This window comes from Massilia sp. 01N417, assembly GCF_056399645.1.
The window spans coordinates 45577-63874 of record NZ_JBFTRS010000017.1; the positions used below are offsets into that span (position 1 = coordinate 45577).

The following is an 18298-nucleotide window of genomic DNA, read 5'->3' on the forward strand; positions in this document are numbered from 1 at the left end:
TTGATCGTTACCTGACCTGGTTTAAAGGTATGCGGGCACGAGGCAGTGCTTGTGCTCGATGTGATATTCGAATTCCTCGCGGAAGTTCTTGATCATCGCTTCCACCGGCATCGCCGCGGCGTCGCCCAGCGCGCAGATGGTGCGGCCCTTGATGTTGAAGGCGATGTTGTTCAGCAGATCCATGTCTTCCGGACGGCCCTGGCCGTGCTCGATACGGTGGACCATGCGGTACATCCAGCCGGTGCCTTCACGGCACGGGGTGCACTGGCCGCACGATTCCTCGTAGTAGAAGTAGGACAGGCGCAGCAGCGACTTGACCATGCAGCGGGTCTCGTCCATGACGATCACGGCGCCCGAACCCAGCATCGAACCGGCCTTGGCGATCGAGTCGTAGTCCAGGTCGGTGTCCATCATGACGTCGCCGCGGATCACCGGAGCGGACGAACCGCCGGGGATGACGGCCTTGATCTTCTTGCCTCCGCGCATGCCGCCGGCCAGCTCCATCAGCTTGGCGAACGGGGTGCCCAGCGGGACTTCGTAGTTGCCCGGACGCTCGACGTCGCCCGAGATGGAGAAGATCTTGGTGCCGCCGTTGTTCGGCTTGCCGAGGCCCATGTAGTTCTCGGCGCCCATGTTCAGGATGAACGGAACGGCTGCGAAGGTCTCGGTGTTGTTGATGGTGGTCGGCTTGCCGTACAGGCCGAACGAGGCCGGGAACGGCGGCTTGAAGCGCGGCTGGCCCTTCTTGCCTTCCAGCGACTCCAGCAGCGCGGTTTCTTCGCCGCAGATGTAGGCGCCGTAGCCGTGGTGGGCGTGCAGCTGGAACGAGAACTGCGAACCCATGATGTTATCGCCCAGGAAGCCGGCGGCGCGCGCCTCTTCCAGCGCCTCTTCGAAGCGCAGGTATTCCTGGAAGATCTCGCCGTGGATGTAGTTGTAGCCCACGGTGATGCCCATCGCGTAGGCGCCGATGGCCATGCCTTCGATCAGCGCGTGCGGGTTGTAGCGGATGATGTCGCGGTCCTTGAACGTGCCCGGCTCGCCTTCGTCGGTGTTGCAGACGAGGTATTTCTGGCCCGGGAACTGGCGCGGCATGAAGCTCCACTTCAGGCCGGTCGGGAAACCCGCGCCGCCGCGGCCGCGCAGGCCGGAAGTCTTCAGGTCGGCAATGATCTGCTCGGGGGTGATGCCCTCTTCCAGGATCTTGCGCAGGGCCGAGTAGCCGCCACGCTTGACGTAGTCGGCCAGGTGCCAGTTGTCGCCGTTCAGATCCTTCAGGATCAGCGGATTGATGTGGCGGTCGTGCAGGCTGGTCATTTGTTCAGTTCCTCCAGCAGGGCGTCGATCTTCTCGTCGCTCATGAACGAGCACATGCGGTGGTTATTCACCAGCATGACGGGGGCGTCGCCGCAGGCGCCCATGCACTCGCCTTCCAGCAGGGTGAACTGGCCGTCTTCGGTGGTGCCGCGGTAGTCGATGCCCAGGGCATCCTTGATGCGCTGGCCGGCGCGCTCGCCGCCCGACAGGGCGCAAGGCAGGTTGGTGCACACGGTGATCTTGTGCTTGCCGACCGGCTTCAGGTTGTACATGTTGTAGAAAGTCGCGACTTCTTGCACGGCGATGGCGGGCATGCCGATGTAGTCGGCGATTTCCTGCATCGTTTCAGGCGCCAGCCATCCCTTTTCGACTTGTGCGTGGGCCAGCGCGGCCATCACGGCCGATTGACGCTGGTCGGCCGGGTATTTCGCCAGCTCGCGGTCAATTTTTTGTAAGCACTGCTCAGATAACATTTTTTCTCTTCCTTATCGACCGGATCAGCGGTCAATCGAACCGAACACGATGTCCTGCGTACCGATGATGGTCACGGCGTCGGCAATCATGTGGCCGCGCGCCATTTCATCCAGGCTCTGCAGGTGCACATAGTCCGGGGTACGGATCTTCAGGCGGTACGGCTTGTTGGCGCCGTCCGACACGATGTAGATGCCGAACTCGCCCTTCGGATGCTCGATGCCGGTGTAGACCTCGCCCGGCGGCACGTGGAAGCCTTCGGAGAACAGCTTGAAGTGGTGGATCAGCGATTCCATGTTCGACTTCATGTCGACGCGCGACGGCGGCGCGATCTTGTTATTGTCGATCATGACCGGACCCGGGTTCGCCTTCAGCCAGGCGACGCACTGCTTGACGATGCGGTTCGACTGGCGCAGCTCTTCGACGCGGACCAGGTAGCGGTCGTAGGAGTCGCCGTTGGTGCCGACCGGGACGTCGAATTCCACCTTGTCGTAGGCGGCGTACGGCTGGACCTTGCGCAGGTCCCAGGCGATGCCCGAGCCGCGCAGCATCGGGCCCGAGAAGCCCATGCCCTTCGCGTCTTCCGGGGTCACCACGCCGATGCCGACGGTACGCTGTTTCCAGATACGGTTGTCGGTCAGCAGGGTCTCGTATTCATCGACATAGCCGTCGAAGCGCTTGGTGAAGCCTTCGATGAAGTCGAGCACCGAACCCTGGCGGATTTCGTTCAGCTCGTCCACGGCGCGCTGGTTGCGCACCAGCGACGGCTTGTGCTTCGGCATTTCGTCCGGCAGGTCGCGGTACACGCCGCCCGGGCGGTAGTAGGCCGCATGCATGCGCGCGCCCGACACCGCTTCATAGACGTCGAACAGGTCTTCGCGGTCGCGGAAGGCGTACAGGAAGGGACCCATGGCGCCGATGTCCAGCGCGTGCGCGCCCAGCCACATCAGGTGGTTCAGGATGCGGGTGATCTCGTCGAACATGGTGCGGATGTACTGCGCGCGGATCGGGGCTTCGATGCCCAGCAGCTTCTCGATCGCCAGCACGTAGCCGTGCTCGTTGCACATCATCGACACGTAGTCGAGGCGGTCCATGTACGGCACCGACTGCAGGTAGGTGCGGGTTTCCGCCAGCTTCTCGGTGCCGCGGTGCAGCAGGCCGATGTGCGGGTCGGCGCGCTGGATGACCTCGCCGTCCAGTTCCAGCACGAGGCGCAGCACGCCGTGCGCTGCCGGGTGCTGCGGACCAAAGTTCAGGGTGTAATTCTTAAGCTCAGCCATTATTTCATCCCGTAGGTTTCTTCGCGGATCACGCGCGGAATGTTTTCACGCGGCTCGATCGTCACGGGTTGGTAGATCACGCGCTTCTGCTCGGGGTCGTAGCGCATCTCGACGTAACCCGAAATCGGGAAGTCCTTGCGGAACGGGTGGCCGATGAAGCCATAGTCGGTCAGGATGCGGCGCAGGTCGCCGTGACCTTCGAACAGGATGCCGTACAGGTCGAACGCTTCGCGCTCGAACCAGTTGGCGTTGCGCCAGATGCCGGTGATCGACTGGACCAGGGGCATTTCGTCGTCCGGGCAGAACACGCGGACGCGCACGCGCCAGTTGTGCTCGATCGACAGCAGGTGCACCACCACCGCGAAGCGCAGGCCATCCCAGGTGCCTTCGCCATAGTTCAGGTAGTCGACGCCGCAGAGGTCGATCATTTCTTCGAACGCGAGCGATTTATCGTCGCGCAGGGTCTGCATCGCCGACAGGTAGTCGGCGGCCTTGACTACCACGGTTACTTCGCCGAGAGCCGACGAAATGGCGGCGCGCTCGCCGAGCGCATTCTTCAGGGCGAGCTCAAGGACTTCGAGTTTTGTCGTCATGGTGTTAGCTGCTTGGTTTTATCGCGCGATGGTGTTGGTGCGCTTGATCTTGTTCTGGAGCTGGATGATGCCGTACAGCAGGGCTTCAGCGGTCGGAGGGCAGCCCGGGACGTAGACGTCGACCGGCACGATGCGGTCGCAGCCGCGGACGACCGAATAGGAGTAGTGGTAGTAGCCGCCGCCGTTGGCGCAGGAACCCATCGAGATGACCCAGCGCGGCTCGGCCATCTGGTCGTAGACCTTGCGCAGTGCCGGCGCCATCTTGTTGCACAGGGTGCCGGCGACGATCATCACGTCGGACTGGCGCGGGGACGGGCGGAACACAACACCGAAGCGGTCGAGGTCGTAACGGGCGGCGCCCGCGTGCATCATTTCGACCGCGCAGCATGCGAGACCGAACGTCATCGGCCACATCGAACCGGTACGGGCCCAGTTGATCAGCTTATCGGCTGTGGTGGTAACAAAACCTTCGTTTAAAACGCCTTCAATAGCCATGGCTTATTCCCAATCAAGGGCACCTTTCTTCCAGATGTACCAGAAACCGACAACGAATTCGGCGATGAAGACCATCATCGTGACGAACGCCGGCCAGCCCAGGTCGCGAATCGAGACGCCCCATGGGAAGAAGAATGCCGTTTCCAGATCAAACAAAATAAACAGGATCGCGACCAGGTAGTACCGGACGTCGAATTTCATGCGCGCATCTTCGAATGCTTCGAAACCGCATTCGTACGGCGACAGCTTGGCAGCGTCGGGACGGTGCGGCGCAATGATGCGGCCGAGGACTTGCGGAGCGACGCCAACGCCGATACCGACAAGAAGGAACAAAAGGACGGGGAAGTAATTCTCGAGGTTCACAGCAGAAAAGCCTTATTGAACGATCGGTTGATAAAACACTGCATTTGTCTGCAGCACCGCATCGCGCAATCCTGGCTTTTTGCCTACCACCAGGATCGTACGACCGAAGACCCTGGGATGTTTTCCAGGATCCTCAGAGATCCTCGTAAAAAAGCCAGCTAGTGCAGGAGCGGAGCCCGTGCGCCCTAGCTGGCTTCTGTATCTTGGTGCCGACGGCGAGACTCGAACTCGCACAGCTTGCGCCACTACCCCCTCAAGATAGCGTGTCTACCAATTTCACCACGTCGGCTGGAGACCAGTATTCTACCCTGCCTTAGCACCTTCTTCAATGCTCAAATTGCGCTAGCACAAGGAATTTTACTGTTTTTTCTCTACTGCATTTTCGCTGTATTCACAGCCTGGCGGGTCGAGAAGCCGCCAGGGCTTGCTGGCGGAAAGAACCCACCGATACTACACCACCCCGCGCAAGCCTGCACGGAGCGGTCCGCTTTTGCCGGGCGGACCGGAAGCCTGCTTATTTGGATGGAGCCGGGGCCGGCGCGGCCGCCGGGACGTCCTGGGTCGCGGCCGGCGCCGGAGTAGCCGGAGCCGGTGCCGTGTTCGGCACGGCATTGCCGGCATTGTTTGCAGGCGCAGTCGCCGGAACGGTCGCGTGTTCCATCACCCCGCCGCCGATGCTGGCTGCCGGACGGTTGGTACCGAAGTAGGCCAGGGTCAGGGTCGAGGCGAAGAAGATCGCTGCGGCCACTGCGGTCGACTTCGACAGGAAGTTGGACGAGCCGCTGGCGCCGAACAGGCTGCCGGACGCGCCGGAGCCGAAGGCGGCGCCCATGTCGGCGCCCTTACCGTGCTGGACGAGCACGAGACCGATGATGGCCAGCGCGGACACGACCTGCAGAACAACGATCAGATTGAACAACACGTTCATTATTATTCCATTCCAAGGTTAACTACGTTGCAAATTCTATTCTGGCGGCATGCTCAGGTCGCGTGAATAATAGCCAGAAAATCCTGCGCCTTCAACGCCGCCCCGCCAATCAGTCCGCCGTCGATGTCGGGCTGGGACAGCAGTTCGCGCGCATTCTCCGGCTTCATGCTGCCGCCGTACAGGATGGCCACGCCATCCGCCGCATCGCCGTTACGTACCCGCAATTGCTCGCGCAGCCGCGCATGCACTTCCTGCGCCATGTCCGGCGTCGCGGTCCTGCCGGTACCGATCGCCCACACGGGTTCGTAGGCAACCACGATCTTCGCCACCGCTTCAGCCGGCAGCAGTTCCAGCACCGCATCGAGCTGGGCGCCGACCACGTCGAAGGTCTGCCCCGCTTCGCGCTGCTCCAGCGTTTCGCCGACGCAGACGATCGGGATCAACCCCTCCTTCAGCGCCGCCTGCGCCTTGCGCGCCACCAGTTCGCTGCTCTCGCCATGGTAGGCGCGGCGCTCCGAGTGGCCGACGATCACGTAGCGGCAGGCGAAGTCGGACAGCATCTTCGCGCACACTTCGCCCGTATAGGCGCCGCCTTCATATGCGGACACATCCTGCGCACCCCAGGCGATGGCACTGCCTGCAAGCGTGTCTTCGCACTGTTGCAGATAGGGTGCCGGCACGCACACGGCGACCGCCGCCTTCGCATCGCCGAGTCCCGCGGCGATATCCGCCAACAAGGCCGCATTGACCACACGGCTGCCGTTCATCTTCCAGTTACCTACGATGAGCTTGGGCCGCATCAAAACCTCACGGTCAAATAACCCGCTATTTTAGCGGTCGTTGAATGGACGGTCAAACGAAGGCTGACCAAATGCTTGTCATTCATGGTGTTTTCCAAAGTTGTGGGTATTCGTTTCCTCGGTGGCGGGCGCCAGGTCAGGCGGGCGCCACCTGCAGCATGATCTTGCCGACGTGGGCGCTGCTCTCCATCAGGGCATGGGCCTGGGCGGCCTGCTCGAGCGGGAAGCTGCGGTGGATCACCGGCCTGATCTTGCCGGCCTCGATCAGCGGCCAGACGCGTTCGCGCAACTCGCGTGCGATCCGGGCCTTGAAGGCCACCGGGCGCGGACGCAGGGTCGAGCCGGTAATCGTCAGCCGGCGGCGCAGCACCTGGCCGAGGTCGACCTCGGTGCGCGCGCCGCCCAGCAGCGCGATCAGGGCGATGCGGCCGTCGTCGGCCAGGCAGGCGATCTCGCGCTTGATGTAGTCGCCGCCGACCATGTCGAGCACGACGTCGACGCCCTTCCCGCCGGTCAGTTCCTTGACCACGGCCGAGAAATCCTCGGTTTTATAGTTGACGGCGCGCTCGGCGCCGAGCTGCTCGCAGGCGCGGCATTTGTCTTCGCTGCCGGCGGTGGCGAACACGCGATGGCCCATGGCGGTCGCGAGCTGGATCGCGGTGACGCCGATGCCCGAACTGCCCCCCTGCACCAGCAGGGTCTCGCCCGGCTGCAGGGCGGCGCGCTGGAACACATTGCTCCAGACGGTAAAGAAGGTTTCGGGCAGCGAGGCCGCTTCCAGCGGACTCAGTCCCTTCGGCACCGGCAGGCATTGCTCGAGCGGGGCCGCGCAGTATTCGGCATAGCCGCCGCCCTGCACCAGGGCGCACACCAGGTCGCCCTTCCTGAAGCCGCTGTCGCCGAGTTCGCCGTCGACGATCTCGCCGGCCACTTCGAGGCCAGGCAGGTCGGATGCGCCGGGCGGCACCGGATACTGGCCGAGGCGCTGAAACACGTCGGGACGGTTGACGCCGGCCGCGATCACGCGGATCAGGATTTCGCCGGCCTTCAGCACGGGCAGCGGACGCTCGCAGGGTTGCAGCACCTCGGGCGAGCCGGGCTGGGTAATTTCGATAGCGCGCATGGGAGACTCCTGTGCGGATAGGCCTGTTAAACAAGTGGCAATTGTACGCCACCGGCAAGCTGCGACCAAGCGAACTGCCGCCCGGAAATTGCTGATACCGTTATCATTGCGCAACTTAATGCTCAGGCGCGGCGAGAATGCAACGCGGGTTGGCGCCAGCTCAAGGAAAGCCACGGAGCGTCGAGCTGTCCGTGCAGTCGATAGAGGATAGACCTCGGTAAACAACGTCGTCCCCGCGAAGGCGGGGACCCAAGCCTGCAAGCGTTTCGACAGCGCTCGCAGAACTCGGGTCCCCGCCTGCGCGGGGACGACGGGGTGCTACTACTTGGTGCTGCTGCTAATTACTTCTTGTTGTCATTCTTGTGGCTCTGCGAGCCAGCCTTCGCATGCTGCTCGGACGAGCCGCCGCGGGTGCCGCCGCCGCTGCCACCGCTGCCGCCGCCGCTCTGCTGGCTGCCGCCGCCCTGGCTCTGCTGGCTGCCGTCGTTCTTGTGGCTCATGGAGCCGGCACGGCGGGCTTCTTCCGAGTTGAACTCGTGGGCATTGCCCGAAGCGTGTGCTGCCTTGCCGCCTTCCGAAGCGATTTCACGCTGTTTCTGCGGATCCATCGATGCGAAGCCGCGGTTGCTGGTGTCGCTCTGGTTGTTGCCCTTGTTGCCGCCGCCTTGATTGTTCGATGCCATGGTTGCCTCCGATAATAGTGGGTTATGCACCAGCCCGTTCGAAAACTGGCTGAGACGAGTACATGGTAGACACCATGCACCTGCCCGCCCACCACGAAAGCCCCATGGCTTTGTAGGATCAGGCCTTCAAGCTACGTCAGTCTGGTCTTTGCACCAGAAAGCAACTCAGGAATTGTTGCTGCCGGTTCTGGACTGGGTCGGCAAGGGGGTGCCGGGCTTCCAGTTGCGCGACAGCGCCTGCGCTTCCTCGACCTGCTCCTGAGTCATCTGGCGCGCGATCAGGGCGCGCTGCTCGGTGGCGCTGCGGTGGCCGTTGGCGGCCGCCAGGTTCCACAGCATGTAGGCGATGACGAGGTCCTGGGGCATGCCGGCCACGTGGTAGCGGTACATCAGGCCGAGCGCGTGCTGGGCGTCCGGGTGGCCCTGCTCGGCGGCCTTGCGGAACCAGGTCACCGCCAGCTTCTGGTCCACGGGCACCGCGTTGCCGGTGTAGTACATCGCACCGATCACGTACTGGGCGTCGGCCTTGCCCTGCTGGGCCGCCTTGTAGTGCCAGGCGAAGGCCTGCTTGTAGTCGCGCTGCACGCCGCGGCCCATGTAGTACATCAGGCCCAGCAAATGCTGCGCATCCGCGTCGCCCGCCTTGGCGAGCGGCGTGATTTCCTTCAACGCCAGCGCATAGTTGCGGGCGTTGTAGGCGTTGGCGCCTTCCGTGAAGCCTGCCATCGCACTGCTGTGCAGCCCCAGGGCCAGCAGGATGGCAACGATGTGTTTTCTCATTGTCTCGTTCGGAACGGTATTCTTATTGTATTGTTGTCCTACTTCCAGCTCACCTTGCCCAGGCCGTCGACCGCCACCTTGCGGTTCAGGGGCTTGCCGTACACCGTCACCGAGCCCATGCCGGACAGGTTCAGGCTGGCGTTCTGGTGCGCCGTGACGCTGGCGTTGCCGAGGCCGGACAGGTCGACGTTGACGCTGTCGGCGACGAATTCCTTCGCATCCAGGCTGCCCAGGCCACCGAGGTCGGCCTTCAGCCACCTGGCGCGCCCGTTCAGGGTCACGAAACCGGCGCCGCGCAGGTTCAGGTCGACGCCCTCGCCGTTCAGGCTGGTCAGGTTCATGCTGCCGATGCCACCCAGGCTGGCCGTCACCATCCTGTAGTTACAGGAGATGCGCATCGATCCGGCGCCATCCAGGCTCAGTTCCAGCTCGTCGCCGGAGAAGCCGGAGACGTCGGTCGAGCCCAGGCTCTCGGAACTCACCTCGCGCAGCGCCGGCAGGGTCAGCTCGGCGTGCAGGGAACCGAGGCGCACGCGGCCGTGGATGTCGGTATCGATGTTCAGCGTGTCGCCGCTCTGCACCGTCACGGTCTTGGCCAGCCAGCGCGGATCGCCGCTCAGGGTCAGGGTGGCCGTGCTGCCCTGCCTGATCCGCAGGTCGACCGCGCCGTCGAGCTTCACGCGCACCACGCGCGCATCGATGGGGCGGGTCTCGGTGGCGACCTCGGGCGCTGCCTGTGCTACACCGAAACAGGCAACAATACCCGCGGCCGCCATGCCGAGCTTAAAAACCTTGTTCATCCAGTTCTCCGAATCCATGTTCTTGTTGCGCAAGCGTACCGCGCTCGATGAAATTGTGCCACTTCGACAATTTTCAAGTTGGCATCACACATGGTCAGAGTAAAGGCCCGGCGCGTCCATGCCCACGGGATTGCGACGAACTGCAGAAAGCGAGGCCCGAGCGACACGATGGCGGGCATGACATGCAGACCGGAGACGCGGCGGAACCGGTCATTATGCGCCGCCCCGCCGCGAAAAACTGTACGCATTTGTCATCGAATCGTCTCCGCATTTAGTTGCCACCCAAACAAAAAGTTACTTATTTGCATGACATTGCGTTAATATGGGCCGCTGCCTGGATACGATCCGGACAGAAAGACGCAGTTTCGAGTTCAGCCCAAACCAGAGGTTATCAATGCGCATGCGCCTATTACCCGCCCTGCTGGCCGGGGTGTCGCTGTCGCTGTCCGCGTACGCCGCGAACAGCGACCAGTGGACCCTGCCGGTCAACGTCAAGAAGCTCGACAACGGCCTGACGGTCGTCGTCTCCGAAGACCACAGCTCGCCGACCGTCGGCGTATCGGTCGTCTACCACGTCGGCATGCGCCTGGAGCCGCGCAACCGCACCGGCTTCGCCCACCTGTTCGAACACCTGATGTTCCAGGGCACGCCGAATTCGCCGAAGGGCGTGTTCGACCGCACCATCACCGGCGGCGGCGGCCGCAACAACGGCTCGACCCGTCCGGACTTCACCAACTACATCGAGACCGCGCCGGTGTCCTCGCTCGAGCCCATCCTGTGGCTGGAAGCGGACCGCATGAAGACCCTCGACTTCAACCCGGCCACGCTGAAGAACCAGCAGGACGTGGTGAAGGAAGAGATCCGCGTGAACGTGAAGAACCAGCCTTACGGCGGCTTCAACTGGATCGACATCAGCAAGCTGGCCTTCAACAAGTGGGAGAACAACCACGACGGCTACGGCAGCTTCGAAGACCTCGAAGGCGCCAGCCTGGACGACGTGCGCGGCTTCCACCGCGACTACTACGGCCCGAACAACGCGGTGCTGGCGATCGCCGGCGACGTCACGCCGGCCCAGGGCTTCGCGCTGGCCCAGAAATACTTCGGCGGCATCGCCAGGCGCCCGACCCCGAAAGCCACCGACTTCTCGGAAGGCCTGAACACCCAGGAAAAACGCATCGAGCAGAGCGACGCCCTGGCCCAGGTGCCGGCCGTGGCCGCCGCCTGGAAAGTACCGGCCCGCGGCACGGCCGACCAGGCCCCGATGGCCGTACTGGCCGAACTGCTGGCCGGCGGCGACGCCTCGCTGTTCTACCAGGGCATGGTGAAGGGCCGCGAGATCGCGCTGAACATCTCCGGCGGCTTCGGCCTGACCGGGCCGTTCGAGTACGACGGCCCGACCCTGTTCACCGTCACCGGCCTGTACAAGCCGAACAGCAGCGCCGACGCCATGCTGGCCGCCATGGACGAGGAGATCGCCAAGGTCGCCAGGGATGGCGTCGACGAAGCCACCCTGAAGCGCGTCAAGACCAGCATGCTGGCCGACTGGAACAACGGTCTCGAAAACATCCTGAGCCGCGCCGACACCCTGGCCAAGCTGCAGACCCTGTGGGGCGACGCCAACGTGGTCAACAAGGTGCCGGGCTGGATCGAAGGCGTGACGTCGAAGGATGTCCAGCGCGTTGCCGCCACCTACCTGGTGAAGGCCAACCGCACCGTGATCGACCGCCGGCCGGTGGCGAAGCCCGCACCGGCGGCCGCGCCGCAGCCGGCCAACAAGGCCGTCACCACCCCGGCCCCAACCGACAAGAAATAAGGAGAGCACGATGAAAAAACTGATGCTCATTTCCGCCATCTCGATGGCGTTTGCAAGCCCGGCCTTCGCCGCCGACGCCGCCGCCCCGGCCAGGCCGGCCGGCATGCCCGCCTACGCCAAGGACAAACCGCTGCCCTCGCCGCACATCGCCAAGAAGACCCTGGCCAACGGCCTGCAGGTCTGGGTGGTGCCGCGCAACGGCGTGCCGCGCGTCGACATGGTGCTGGCCGTGCGCGGCGCCGGCTTCATCGCCGACGATGCCGCCCACCCGGGCTTCGCCAACATGATGGCGGGCCTGCTGAACGAAGGCACCGCCAGGCACGATTCGCGCGCCATCGCCGAACTGGCCCAGGGCCTGGGCGGCTCGGTTGGCGGCGGCGCCAGCGCCGACGGCATCACCGTCAGCGCCAACGCCCTGGCTTCGCAGGCCGGTCCCATGATGCAGCTGCTGGCCGAAGTCGCCCGCACGCCATCCTTCCCGGCCAAGGAAGTGGCGCTGGCCAAAGCCAACGCGCTGCAGTCCCTGCGCGTACAGGAAACCCAGCCGCGCTTCCGCGCCGAGCGCGCCGTCAACCGCGCGGTATTCGGCGAGCACCCCTACGGCCACACCACGCCGACCGTCGAAGGCATCAATTCGGTCGACGAGGCGCTGCTGCGCACCGAGCACGCCAAGCGCTTCCGTCCCGACCAGGCGCTGCTGGTGATCACGGGCCGCATCAAGGAAGCCGACGCCATGAAGCTGGCCCAGCAAGCCTTCGGCGACTGGAAGGCCGAAGGCCCGGCCCCGGCGGCAAGCGCAAAAGCGCCGGATGCCGCCAAGCCGGTCCACATCCTGCTGGAACGTCCGGGCAGCGTGCAGTCGACCATCCGCGTGGCCGGCTCCGGCATCGCCGCCACCGCCGGCGACCAGGTGCCGCTGCGCCTGGCCAGCACCATCCTCGGCGGCGGCTTCTCGAGCCGCGTCAACATCAACCTGCGCGAGGAAAAGGGCTACACCTACGGCGCCTCGGCCGGCGCGCGCATGATGCGCGAAGGCGGCAGCATCGTCGGCGGCGCCGACGTGCGCAACGAAGTCACCGGCGCGGCCCTGACCGAGTACTTCAACGAGTACAAGCGCATCGGCGGCGAGCTGATCTCGCCGCAGGAAATGGAGATGCACAAGCGCTACGTGGCCGGCGGCTACGTGCTGTCCAACCAGATGCAGCGCGCGGTGGCCGCCACCCTGGCGATGAACTGGCTGGTCGGCCTGCCGCCCGAGTTCCTGTCCCAGTACGTGCCGCTGATCCAGAAGGTCACGCCGGAACAGGTGCGCGACGTCTCGAAGAAGTACTTCGCCCCGGAAAACCAGTCGATCGTGGTGGTCGGCGACAGCAAGTCCGTGGGTGAGCAGCTGAAGGCCTTCGGCGACTTCACCGTCACCGACAAGTGATGGGCCGCTGAGCCGTCGCAAGGACGAGCAAAAGCCTCCCGGGTGCGAGCCCGGGAGGCTTTTTTCATCCGCGGATCACTTCTTGGCCGACTGCTTGCTGCCGCCGCTCGACGACTGCCTGGTCTCGCCGTGCTCGGCGCGCTGCTTGTTGACGATGCGCGAGGCGACTTCTTCCTCGCGGCCGGGATAGCGGTGTTCCTTCTTGAACTCGGTCTCGAGCTTCTTGTACTCGCGCTCGCGTTTCGGGCTGGCTCCCTTGGGCATGATGGCCTCCGTGTGGCAGGTTGATGCCGCCAGAATAGTCCCGCGATGCGCGCAGTTCGGTGCGATGACGAACGTAACGCGCGGGCACGTTCAATCAGCCTTGCAAGGCCTTTTCGAGGTCGTCCAGCTCCGCCGGTTTCACCAGGTGCGCATCGAAACCCGCCTCCTGCGCCTTGCGGCGGTCTTCCGGCGAACCGTAGCCGGTGTGGGCCACCAGCCGGATCGACTTCAGCGCCGGGTGCTGCTTGAGCATGCGCGCCACCTCGTAGCCGTCGACCGTCGGCAGGCCGATGTCGAGCACGATCACGTCCGGGCGCAGCGCCGAAGCCAGCTCGACGATGCCGGTGGCGTCGGCCGTGGTATGGGCTTCGTAGCCCATCTCGGCCAGCAGGAAGGCCATCATCTCCATGGCGTCGACATTATCGTCGACCAGCAGCACGCGGCGGCCCTTCTGCACCGCCTGCCCGCCCTCCTCCGCGGCCGGCGCGGCCTGTTCCGGCATCGAGGTGCGCAGCACCGGCAGCTCGACCGTGAAGGTGCTGCCCATGCCGATCCCGGGGCTGCTGGCCGTCAGGCGTCCGCCGTGCATCTCGAGCAGGCGCGAGACCAGCGACAGGCCGATCCCCAGCCCTTCCGGCGCGCGGTCCGGCGGCACGGCGGCCTGGGCGAACATGCCGAAGATGCGCGGCAGGTTGTCGTCGGCGATGCCGATGCCGTTGTCCTGCACCGCGATGCGCACGGTATCGCCGTCCAGCTGGACCTCGACGTGGATCAGGCCGCCCTTGGGCGTGAACTTGGCGGCGTTGTGCAGCAGGTTGCCCATCGACTGGGCCAGGCGCACCGGATCGCCCGAGACCCAGATCTGGCGCTCGGGCTGGGCCACCTCGAGGCGGTGCTCGCGCGCCGCGATCAGCGGGCCGGCGGTCTCGATCGCCTGCGCGATCACGCCCTTGATGTCGACTTCTTCCTTGCGCAGCGCGATCTTGCCTTCCGAGATACGCGCCACGTCCAGCAGATCGTCGACCAGGTGGGCCAGGTGGTCGACCTGGCGCGTGATGACTTCGCGCGCGCGCGCCTGGCGCTCGGCCGCGCCGGCGCCGGTGGAACCCAGCAGCGCGGCCGCATTGCGGATCGGCGACAAGGGATTGCGCAGCTCGTGCGCCAGGGTCGCCAGGAATTCGTTCTTGTTGCTGTCGGCCGCGCGCAGCAGGCTTTCCATCTCCTTGCGCCGTGTGATGTCGCTGGTGACGCGCGCCACGCGGTAGACCTGGTCGCGGGCGTCGCGCACCGGGAACAGGCGGTCGCGCACCCAGCGCAGCGAACCGTCTTCCGGCATGATGCGGAATTCGGCCTCGTAATGCGGCTTGTGCTGCAGGCCGCGCCACAGGCCATCGATATGGCCGCGGTCGTCGGGATGCACGGCGTCCATCCAGCTGCCCGGCTCGCGTTCCAGCGACTCGATGCTGCGGCCCCAGATCGCCGGATAGGCCGGGCTCACGTATTCGAGCACCCCCTCGGGCACCGAGAACATCCAGAACACGTCCTCGATATTGTCGGTCAGCTGGCGGAAGCGCTCCTCGCTGTCGCGCAGTGCGCTCTGGGTGCGGCGCATGCGCAGCAGCGCGTTGACGTTGGCGATCAGCTCGTCGGCTTCGATCGGCGCCGCCAGGTAGTTGTCGGCGCCGCCCTCCAGGCCGCGGATCTTGTCGGCGCGCCCGGTCAGCGCGGCAGAGGTCTGCAGCACCAGCACCATGGCGCTGTCGGGGTCGACCTTGATGCGGCGGCAAACCTCGATGCCGTTGATGTCGGGGAGCTTGACGTCCAGCAGGACCAGCGCAATCCCGCCGCGCTTGACGGCCGCCAGCGCGTCGGTGCCGTTGGTGGCTTCGACGACCTCGAAGCCGGCGCTCTGCAGGATCCGCGTCTTGGCGTAGCGGGCGCCGTCGTTGTCGTCGACATTCAGGATCAGGGTGGAGTTCGTCATCGTCTATCCATCTATGTGCGGGAAGCGCCACGGCAGTACCAGGCTGAAGGTGGATCCCTCGCCGACCCGGCTTTCCACTTCGACCCTACCGCCGAGCAGTTCGGCCAGCTTGCGGCACAGCGGCAGGCCGAGGCCCGTGCCCTTGCTGCGGCGTTGCAGCGGGTGTTCGATCTGGCTGAATTCCTCGAAGATCAGCTGCAGGTTGTCCGGGCCGATGCCGATCCCGGTGTCGGTCACCGCGAAGGTGATGGTATCGCGTTCCAGGTCCCGGACCGCGCGTACGCGGACCTCTCCCTGTTCCGTGAACTTGAGGGCGTTCGAGATGAAGTTGCGCAGCACCTGGGCAATCTTGCCCTCGTCCGATTCGAAGGGTTCGTCGAAGTCCGGTGTCTCGAATACCAGCTCGACCCTGGACTCGTCGACCAGCGGCCGCAGCATGCCCTTGAGCGCGCGGAACAGGTTGTCCGCCACCACCGGCGCCAGCAGCAATTCGACCTTGCCGGCCTCGATCTTGGCCAGGTCGAGCAGGTCGTTGACCAGCTCGGACAGGTCGTTGGCGGCCTTCTCGATGAACCTCACCTGGCGTTCCTGTTCCGGCGTCAGGTCGCCGTCCAGGCGGGCCAGCAGCAGCTGGGACAGGGCGCGGATCGAGGACAGCGGCGTACGCAGCTCGTGGCTGGTGTTCGACAGGAAGCGCGACTTCATTTCGTCGGCCTTGCGCAGGCGCTCGGCCTTGTCCTCGATCTCGGCGTACAGCGCGACGATGCCGCGGTTGGTGTCCTCCAGCTCGCGGGTCAGCTCGAGCAGGTCTTCCTGGCGCTCGCGCAGCTCGGCCAGCGTGGCCACCAGTTCCTGGTTCTGCTGGTGCACCTCGAGGTAGCTGTTGGCGACCGGACTGTCCTTGGCGAGCTGGGCGCCCAGCTCCGCCAGCCGGGCCGCGTCGACCCAGGCCTGGGCCGGCAATGCCTTGCTCATCGTGACGATCGGGACGCCCTGCGCGTCCGTCTCGATCGCGCATTCGTCCATCAGGCGGTGCGCCGTCACCACGGCGTCGTCCGGCAGGTCCGCGCCGACGGCGGCAGCGCCGGCCGCGATCGTCATCTCGAGACTCTGGCGGCTGCCACGGTAAGCCACCTGGAACGAGGCGCGCCCGCCGAACGCGATCTGGCAGGCGCCGCGCGCCACTTCCGATATGGCGGTGGCGATGCGCACCTGGTCCTGCTGCGAAAAGCCGAGCAGTGCCGACAGCTGGCGCGCGCGCTGGCGCACCAGCACCACGTCCTGGTCGGCGGACAGGCTGACGCTGAGGATGCGCTGGGTACTCATGTGTGTTCTCCCCGGCGCCGGCCGACCAGCACCATGGCGTCGTCGCGGCGGCGGATGAAGTCGCGCATCAGAATGCCGGCCACCAGCGCCGGCGTGCGCGCGTAGAGGCCGGGATAGTCGTTCAGGTCCCACTGGGTCTGCACACCGTCCGAATGCAGGATCACGATCGCACCCGGCGGGCAGTCGGCCGCGAACTCCTGCACCTTGCGCATATTGGCGCCGACGATGCCGTTGTGCGATACCAGCGCGCGCCGCGCGGCGCCGTCGTGGACCACGCAGCTGACGTTGCCGATGCCGGCGAAGCGCACGTCGTTGCCGCTGTAGTCGATGCGCGCCACCGACAGCGCCGCGCCGCGCGTGATGCGCAGCGCCTCGTGGGCCGTGTGCAGCACCTCGGACGGCGCCGAGGATGGCCGGCGTTCGAGGGCATGCACGGCCGCGCGCGCGGCCTTGGCGGCTTCCGGACCGTGGCCCAGGCCGTCGACCCCGAGCAGGGTGGCGCCGTCGGGGTCGCAGCTCACGGCCCAGCCGTCGCCGCAGGCTTCCTCGCCGCTCATCGGCACGCACAGCGCGCCGACCTCGACCCCGCAGGGACGCGGCGGCGGACTGCCGCGCCACAGGCGCATGAAGAAGGCGGCGCCGCGGCCGGGCATCGACCAGACGTCGAACTCGTCCGACTGGCGCTGCAGCGCGCCCAGGCCGGTGCCGGCCGTGCCGGCGGTGGACACGCCGTCGCGCAAGCTGCTGGAAAAGTCGTGGATGCCGGGACCGTCGTCGACCGCCAGCACGTCGATGCCGGCCATCTCCACGCCCGACTGCGCGCGCATGAGGTAGAGGGTGCCCTCGCCCGCATGCTTGAGGATATTGGTACCGGCCTCGGTGACCACGATCGCCAGCCGGCCGGCCTGGACCTCGTCGAAGGCCAGCTCGTCGGCCAGCTTCTGGCCTGCGCGGCGGGCGGCGGCGATGTCACTGGCGTGGTTGATCGGGAAGACGAGCTGCGGTAACAGTGAACTGATCAGCGTTTCCATTTGACGACAGACACTGCGGTGCCCTCTCCTGCGCGGGAATCGATTGCGAACTCGTCGACCAGGCGTTTCGAACCGCCCAGTCCGAGGCCCAGGCCGCCGCCGGTCGTGAAACCGTCGCGCAGCGCCTGGTCGAGGTCGGGAATGCCCGGCCCATTATCCACGAAGATCAGGCCGATCCCAAGCTTGAAACCGTCTTCCAGCGCGTCGAGGTGGACTTCGCCGCCACCGCCGTACTTGATCGTGTTGCGCGCCAGTTCGCTGGCGGCCGTCACCAGCTTGGTCTGGTCGACCAGCGACAGCGCGATCGCCACCGCGCGCTCGCGCACCTGCTTGCGCAAGCCCACCACGTCCTCGTCGGATCGCAGCGGAAGCGTGGTGCGCGCGGTACGCAGCCGGCTGTCGCGCTCCAGGAGCGCGGTCTCGAAAGTCACTGCGTGATTGAGAGCTGCGCTCATCAAAAGTGCGTCTTTCCTAACAGGGTCATGCCCTTTTCCACGTTGAGTGCCGTCTTCACGCCGTGCAGGGTCAGGCCCAGCTCCACCAGCGTGATCGCCACCGCCGGCTGCATGCCGACCACCACGGTCTGGGCGTCCAGCACGCGCGCCATCGCGGCGGTATTGCTGATCATGCGTCCGATGAAGGAGTCGACCAGGTCCAGCGCCGAGATGTCGATCAGCACGCCCTTCGCATTATCGCGCACGATGCGCTCGGTCAGGTCGTCCTGCAAGGTCATCGCGAGGCGGTCATGCATGTCGACCTGGATCGTCACCAGCAGCAGGTCGCCCATGCGGAGAATCGGGATGCGTTCCATGGGGATC

The 18298-nt window shown here is 65.4% G+C and carries 20 protein-coding genes and 1 tRNA gene; 2 read left to right on the top strand and 19 right to left on the bottom strand.

What is annotated here, in order from left to right; all coding sequences use genetic code 11:
- Window positions 1–21 precede the first annotated feature (21 nt).
- The 13 genes from nuoF to AC1DOQ_RS18020 form a co-directional block, all read right to left on the bottom strand.
- The gene (gene nuoF, locus AC1DOQ_RS17960) at window positions 22–1317 is read right to left on the bottom strand and encodes an NADH-quinone oxidoreductase subunit NuoF (protein ID WP_477367159.1); all 1296 of its coding nucleotides are present in this window, start codon (window positions 1315–1317) and stop codon (window positions 22–24) included.
- On the bottom strand, window positions 1314–1790 hold the full coding sequence (gene nuoE / locus AC1DOQ_RS17965; RefSeq protein WP_442121789.1) for an NADH-quinone oxidoreductase subunit NuoE: 477 nt from the start codon (window positions 1788–1790) through the stop codon (window positions 1314–1316). The genes nuoF and nuoE overlap by 4 nt, the downstream gene beginning before the upstream one ends.
- A gap of 24 nt (window positions 1791–1814) precedes the next feature.
- Window positions 1815–3068, bottom strand: a complete 1254-nt coding sequence (locus AC1DOQ_RS17970; protein WP_477367162.1) for an NADH-quinone oxidoreductase subunit D — start codon at window positions 3066–3068, stop codon at window positions 1815–1817.
- The gene (locus AC1DOQ_RS17975; protein ID WP_477367165.1) at window positions 3068–3661 is read right to left on the bottom strand and encodes an NADH-quinone oxidoreductase subunit C; all 594 of its coding nucleotides are present in this window, start codon (window positions 3659–3661) and stop codon (window positions 3068–3070) included. Before AC1DOQ_RS17975 ends, AC1DOQ_RS17970 begins: the two co-directional genes overlap by 1 nt.
- 18 nt (window positions 3662–3679) lie before the next feature.
- Entirely contained in the window at window positions 3680–4156 is a 477-nt protein-coding gene (locus tag AC1DOQ_RS17980) for a NuoB/complex I 20 kDa subunit family protein (RefSeq protein ID WP_135190173.1), read from the bottom strand.
- 3 nt (window positions 4157–4159) lie between these two features.
- Window positions 4160–4519: an NADH-quinone oxidoreductase subunit A gene (locus AC1DOQ_RS17985; RefSeq protein WP_442121792.1), complete on the bottom strand. Its 360-nt coding sequence runs from the start codon at window positions 4517–4519 to the stop codon at window positions 4160–4162.
- 204 nt (window positions 4520–4723) lie between these two features.
- Window positions 4724–4808: transfer RNA gene (locus AC1DOQ_RS17990), tRNA-Leu, on the bottom strand.
- Window positions 4809–5033: 225 nt separating this feature from the next.
- Window positions 5034–5447, bottom strand: coding sequence for a preprotein translocase subunit SecG (secG, locus tag AC1DOQ_RS17995; RefSeq protein ID WP_477367168.1), 414 nt, complete (start codon window positions 5445–5447; stop codon window positions 5034–5036).
- 53 nt (window positions 5448–5500) lie between these two features.
- Window positions 5501–6247, bottom strand: coding sequence for a triose-phosphate isomerase (gene tpiA, locus AC1DOQ_RS18000; protein WP_477367171.1), 747 nt, complete (start codon window positions 6245–6247; stop codon window positions 5501–5503).
- Window positions 6248–6383: 136 nt separating this feature from the next.
- A complete protein-coding gene (locus AC1DOQ_RS18005) occupies window positions 6384–7370 on the bottom strand; it encodes an NAD(P)H-quinone oxidoreductase (protein ID WP_477367174.1) in 987 nt (328 codons plus the stop codon).
- 341 nt (window positions 7371–7711) lie between these two features.
- A complete protein-coding gene (locus AC1DOQ_RS18010; protein WP_477367177.1) occupies window positions 7712–8053 on the bottom strand; it encodes a KGG domain-containing protein in 342 nt (113 codons plus the stop codon).
- A gap of 165 nt (window positions 8054–8218) precedes the next feature.
- The gene (locus AC1DOQ_RS18015) at window positions 8219–8833 is read right to left on the bottom strand and encodes a tetratricopeptide repeat protein (RefSeq protein ID WP_477367180.1); all 615 of its coding nucleotides are present in this window, start codon (window positions 8831–8833) and stop codon (window positions 8219–8221) included.
- Window positions 8834–8871: 38 nt separating this feature from the next.
- Window positions 8872–9633, bottom strand: a complete 762-nt coding sequence (locus AC1DOQ_RS18020) for a GIN domain-containing protein (protein WP_477367183.1) — start codon at window positions 9631–9633, stop codon at window positions 8872–8874.
- A gap of 400 nt (window positions 9634–10033) precedes the next feature.
- On the opposite strand from AC1DOQ_RS18020, the gene AC1DOQ_RS18025 reads away from it, so the two are divergent.
- Window positions 10034–11446: a M16 family metallopeptidase gene (locus AC1DOQ_RS18025; RefSeq protein ID WP_477367186.1), complete on the top strand. Its 1413-nt coding sequence runs from the start codon at window positions 10034–10036 to the stop codon at window positions 11444–11446.
- Window positions 11447–11456: 10 nt separating this feature from the next.
- Window positions 11457–12875, top strand: coding sequence for a M16 family metallopeptidase (locus AC1DOQ_RS18030; RefSeq protein ID WP_477367189.1), 1419 nt, complete (start codon window positions 11457–11459; stop codon window positions 12873–12875).
- A 75-nt stretch (window positions 12876–12950) separates the two neighbouring features.
- Here AC1DOQ_RS18030 and AC1DOQ_RS18035 read toward each other — a convergent pair whose 3' ends face one another.
- The 6 genes from AC1DOQ_RS18035 to AC1DOQ_RS18060 form a co-directional block, all read right to left on the bottom strand.
- Window positions 12951–13139, bottom strand: a complete 189-nt coding sequence (locus AC1DOQ_RS18035) for a hypothetical protein (RefSeq protein ID WP_477367192.1) — start codon at window positions 13137–13139, stop codon at window positions 12951–12953.
- A 94-nt stretch (window positions 13140–13233) separates the two neighbouring features.
- Window positions 13234–15123, bottom strand: a complete 1890-nt coding sequence (locus tag AC1DOQ_RS18040; protein ID WP_477367194.1) for a hybrid sensor histidine kinase/response regulator — start codon at window positions 15121–15123, stop codon at window positions 13234–13236.
- A 3-nt stretch (window positions 15124–15126) separates the two neighbouring features.
- On the bottom strand, window positions 15127–16449 hold the full coding sequence (locus AC1DOQ_RS18045; protein ID WP_477367197.1) for an ATP-binding protein: 1323 nt from the start codon (window positions 16447–16449) through the stop codon (window positions 15127–15129).
- The gene (locus AC1DOQ_RS18050) at window positions 16446–17480 is read right to left on the bottom strand and encodes a SpoIIE family protein phosphatase (RefSeq protein WP_477367199.1); all 1035 of its coding nucleotides are present in this window, start codon (window positions 17478–17480) and stop codon (window positions 16446–16448) included. Before AC1DOQ_RS18050 ends, AC1DOQ_RS18045 begins: the two co-directional genes overlap by 4 nt.
- Complete coding sequence (locus tag AC1DOQ_RS18055; protein ID WP_442121804.1) at window positions 17468–17935, bottom strand: anti-sigma regulatory factor; 468 nt, start codon at window positions 17933–17935, stop codon at window positions 17468–17470. The genes AC1DOQ_RS18050 and AC1DOQ_RS18055 overlap by 13 nt, the downstream gene beginning before the upstream one ends.
- On the bottom strand, window positions 17935–18291 hold the full coding sequence (locus AC1DOQ_RS18060; protein ID WP_230029853.1) for an STAS domain-containing protein: 357 nt from the start codon (window positions 18289–18291) through the stop codon (window positions 17935–17937). The genes AC1DOQ_RS18055 and AC1DOQ_RS18060 overlap by 1 nt, the downstream gene beginning before the upstream one ends.
- Window positions 18292–18298: the final 7 nt, after the last annotated feature.

Coding starts and splice junctions, on each gene's coding strand:
- AC1DOQ_RS18045 (WP_477367197.1), bottom strand. CDS start 16,449: ATGAGTACCCAGCGCATCCTCAGCGTCAGCCTGTCCGCCGACCAGGAC.
- AC1DOQ_RS18025 (WP_477367186.1), top strand. CDS start 10,034: ATGCGCCTATTACCCGCCCTGCTGGCCGGGGTGTCGCTGTCGCTGTCC.
- AC1DOQ_RS18050 (WP_477367199.1), bottom strand. CDS start 17,480: ATGGAAACGCTGATCAGTTCACTGTTACCGCAGCTCGTCTTCCCGATC.
- AC1DOQ_RS18020 (WP_477367183.1), bottom strand. CDS start 9,633: ATGAACAAGGTTTTTAAGCTCGGCATGGCGGCCGCGGGTATTGTTGCC.
- AC1DOQ_RS18015 (WP_477367180.1), bottom strand. CDS start 8,833: ATGAGAAAACACATCGTTGCCATCCTGCTGGCCCTGGGGCTGCACAGC.
- AC1DOQ_RS18035 (WP_477367192.1), bottom strand. CDS start 13,139: ATGCCCAAGGGAGCCAGCCCGAAACGCGAGCGCGAGTACAAGAAGCTC.
- AC1DOQ_RS17970 (WP_477367162.1), bottom strand. CDS start 3,068: ATGGCTGAGCTTAAGAATTACACCCTGAACTTTGGTCCGCAGCACCCG.
- AC1DOQ_RS18030 (WP_477367189.1), top strand. CDS start 11,457: ATGAAAAAACTGATGCTCATTTCCGCCATCTCGATGGCGTTTGCAAGC.
- AC1DOQ_RS18060 (WP_230029853.1), bottom strand. CDS start 18,291: ATGGAACGCATCCCGATTCTCCGCATGGGCGACCTGCTGCTGGTGACG.
- AC1DOQ_RS18010 (WP_477367177.1), bottom strand. CDS start 8,053: ATGGCATCGAACAATCAAGGCGGCGGCAACAAGGGCAACAACCAGAGC.
- secG (WP_477367168.1), bottom strand. CDS start 5,447: ATGAACGTGTTGTTCAATCTGATCGTTGTTCTGCAGGTCGTGTCCGCG.
- AC1DOQ_RS18040 (WP_477367194.1), bottom strand. CDS start 15,123: ATGACGAACTCCACCCTGATCCTGAATGTCGACGACAACGACGGCGCC.
- AC1DOQ_RS18055 (WP_442121804.1), bottom strand. CDS start 17,935: ATGAGCGCAGCTCTCAATCACGCAGTGACTTTCGAGACCGCGCTCCTG.
- nuoE (WP_442121789.1), bottom strand. CDS start 1,790: ATGTTATCTGAGCAGTGCTTACAAAAAATTGACCGCGAGCTGGCGAAA.
- AC1DOQ_RS18005 (WP_477367174.1), bottom strand. CDS start 7,370: ATGCGCGCTATCGAAATTACCCAGCCCGGCTCGCCCGAGGTGCTGCAA.
- nuoF (WP_477367159.1), bottom strand. CDS start 1,317: ATGACCAGCCTGCACGACCGCCACATCAATCCGCTGATCCTGAAGGAT.
- AC1DOQ_RS17980 (WP_135190173.1), bottom strand. CDS start 4,156: ATGGCTATTGAAGGCGTTTTAAACGAAGGTTTTGTTACCACCACAGCC.
- tpiA (WP_477367171.1), bottom strand. CDS start 6,247: ATGCGGCCCAAGCTCATCGTAGGTAACTGGAAGATGAACGGCAGCCGT.
- AC1DOQ_RS17975 (WP_477367165.1), bottom strand. CDS start 3,661: ATGACGACAAAACTCGAAGTCCTTGAGCTCGCCCTGAAGAATGCGCTC.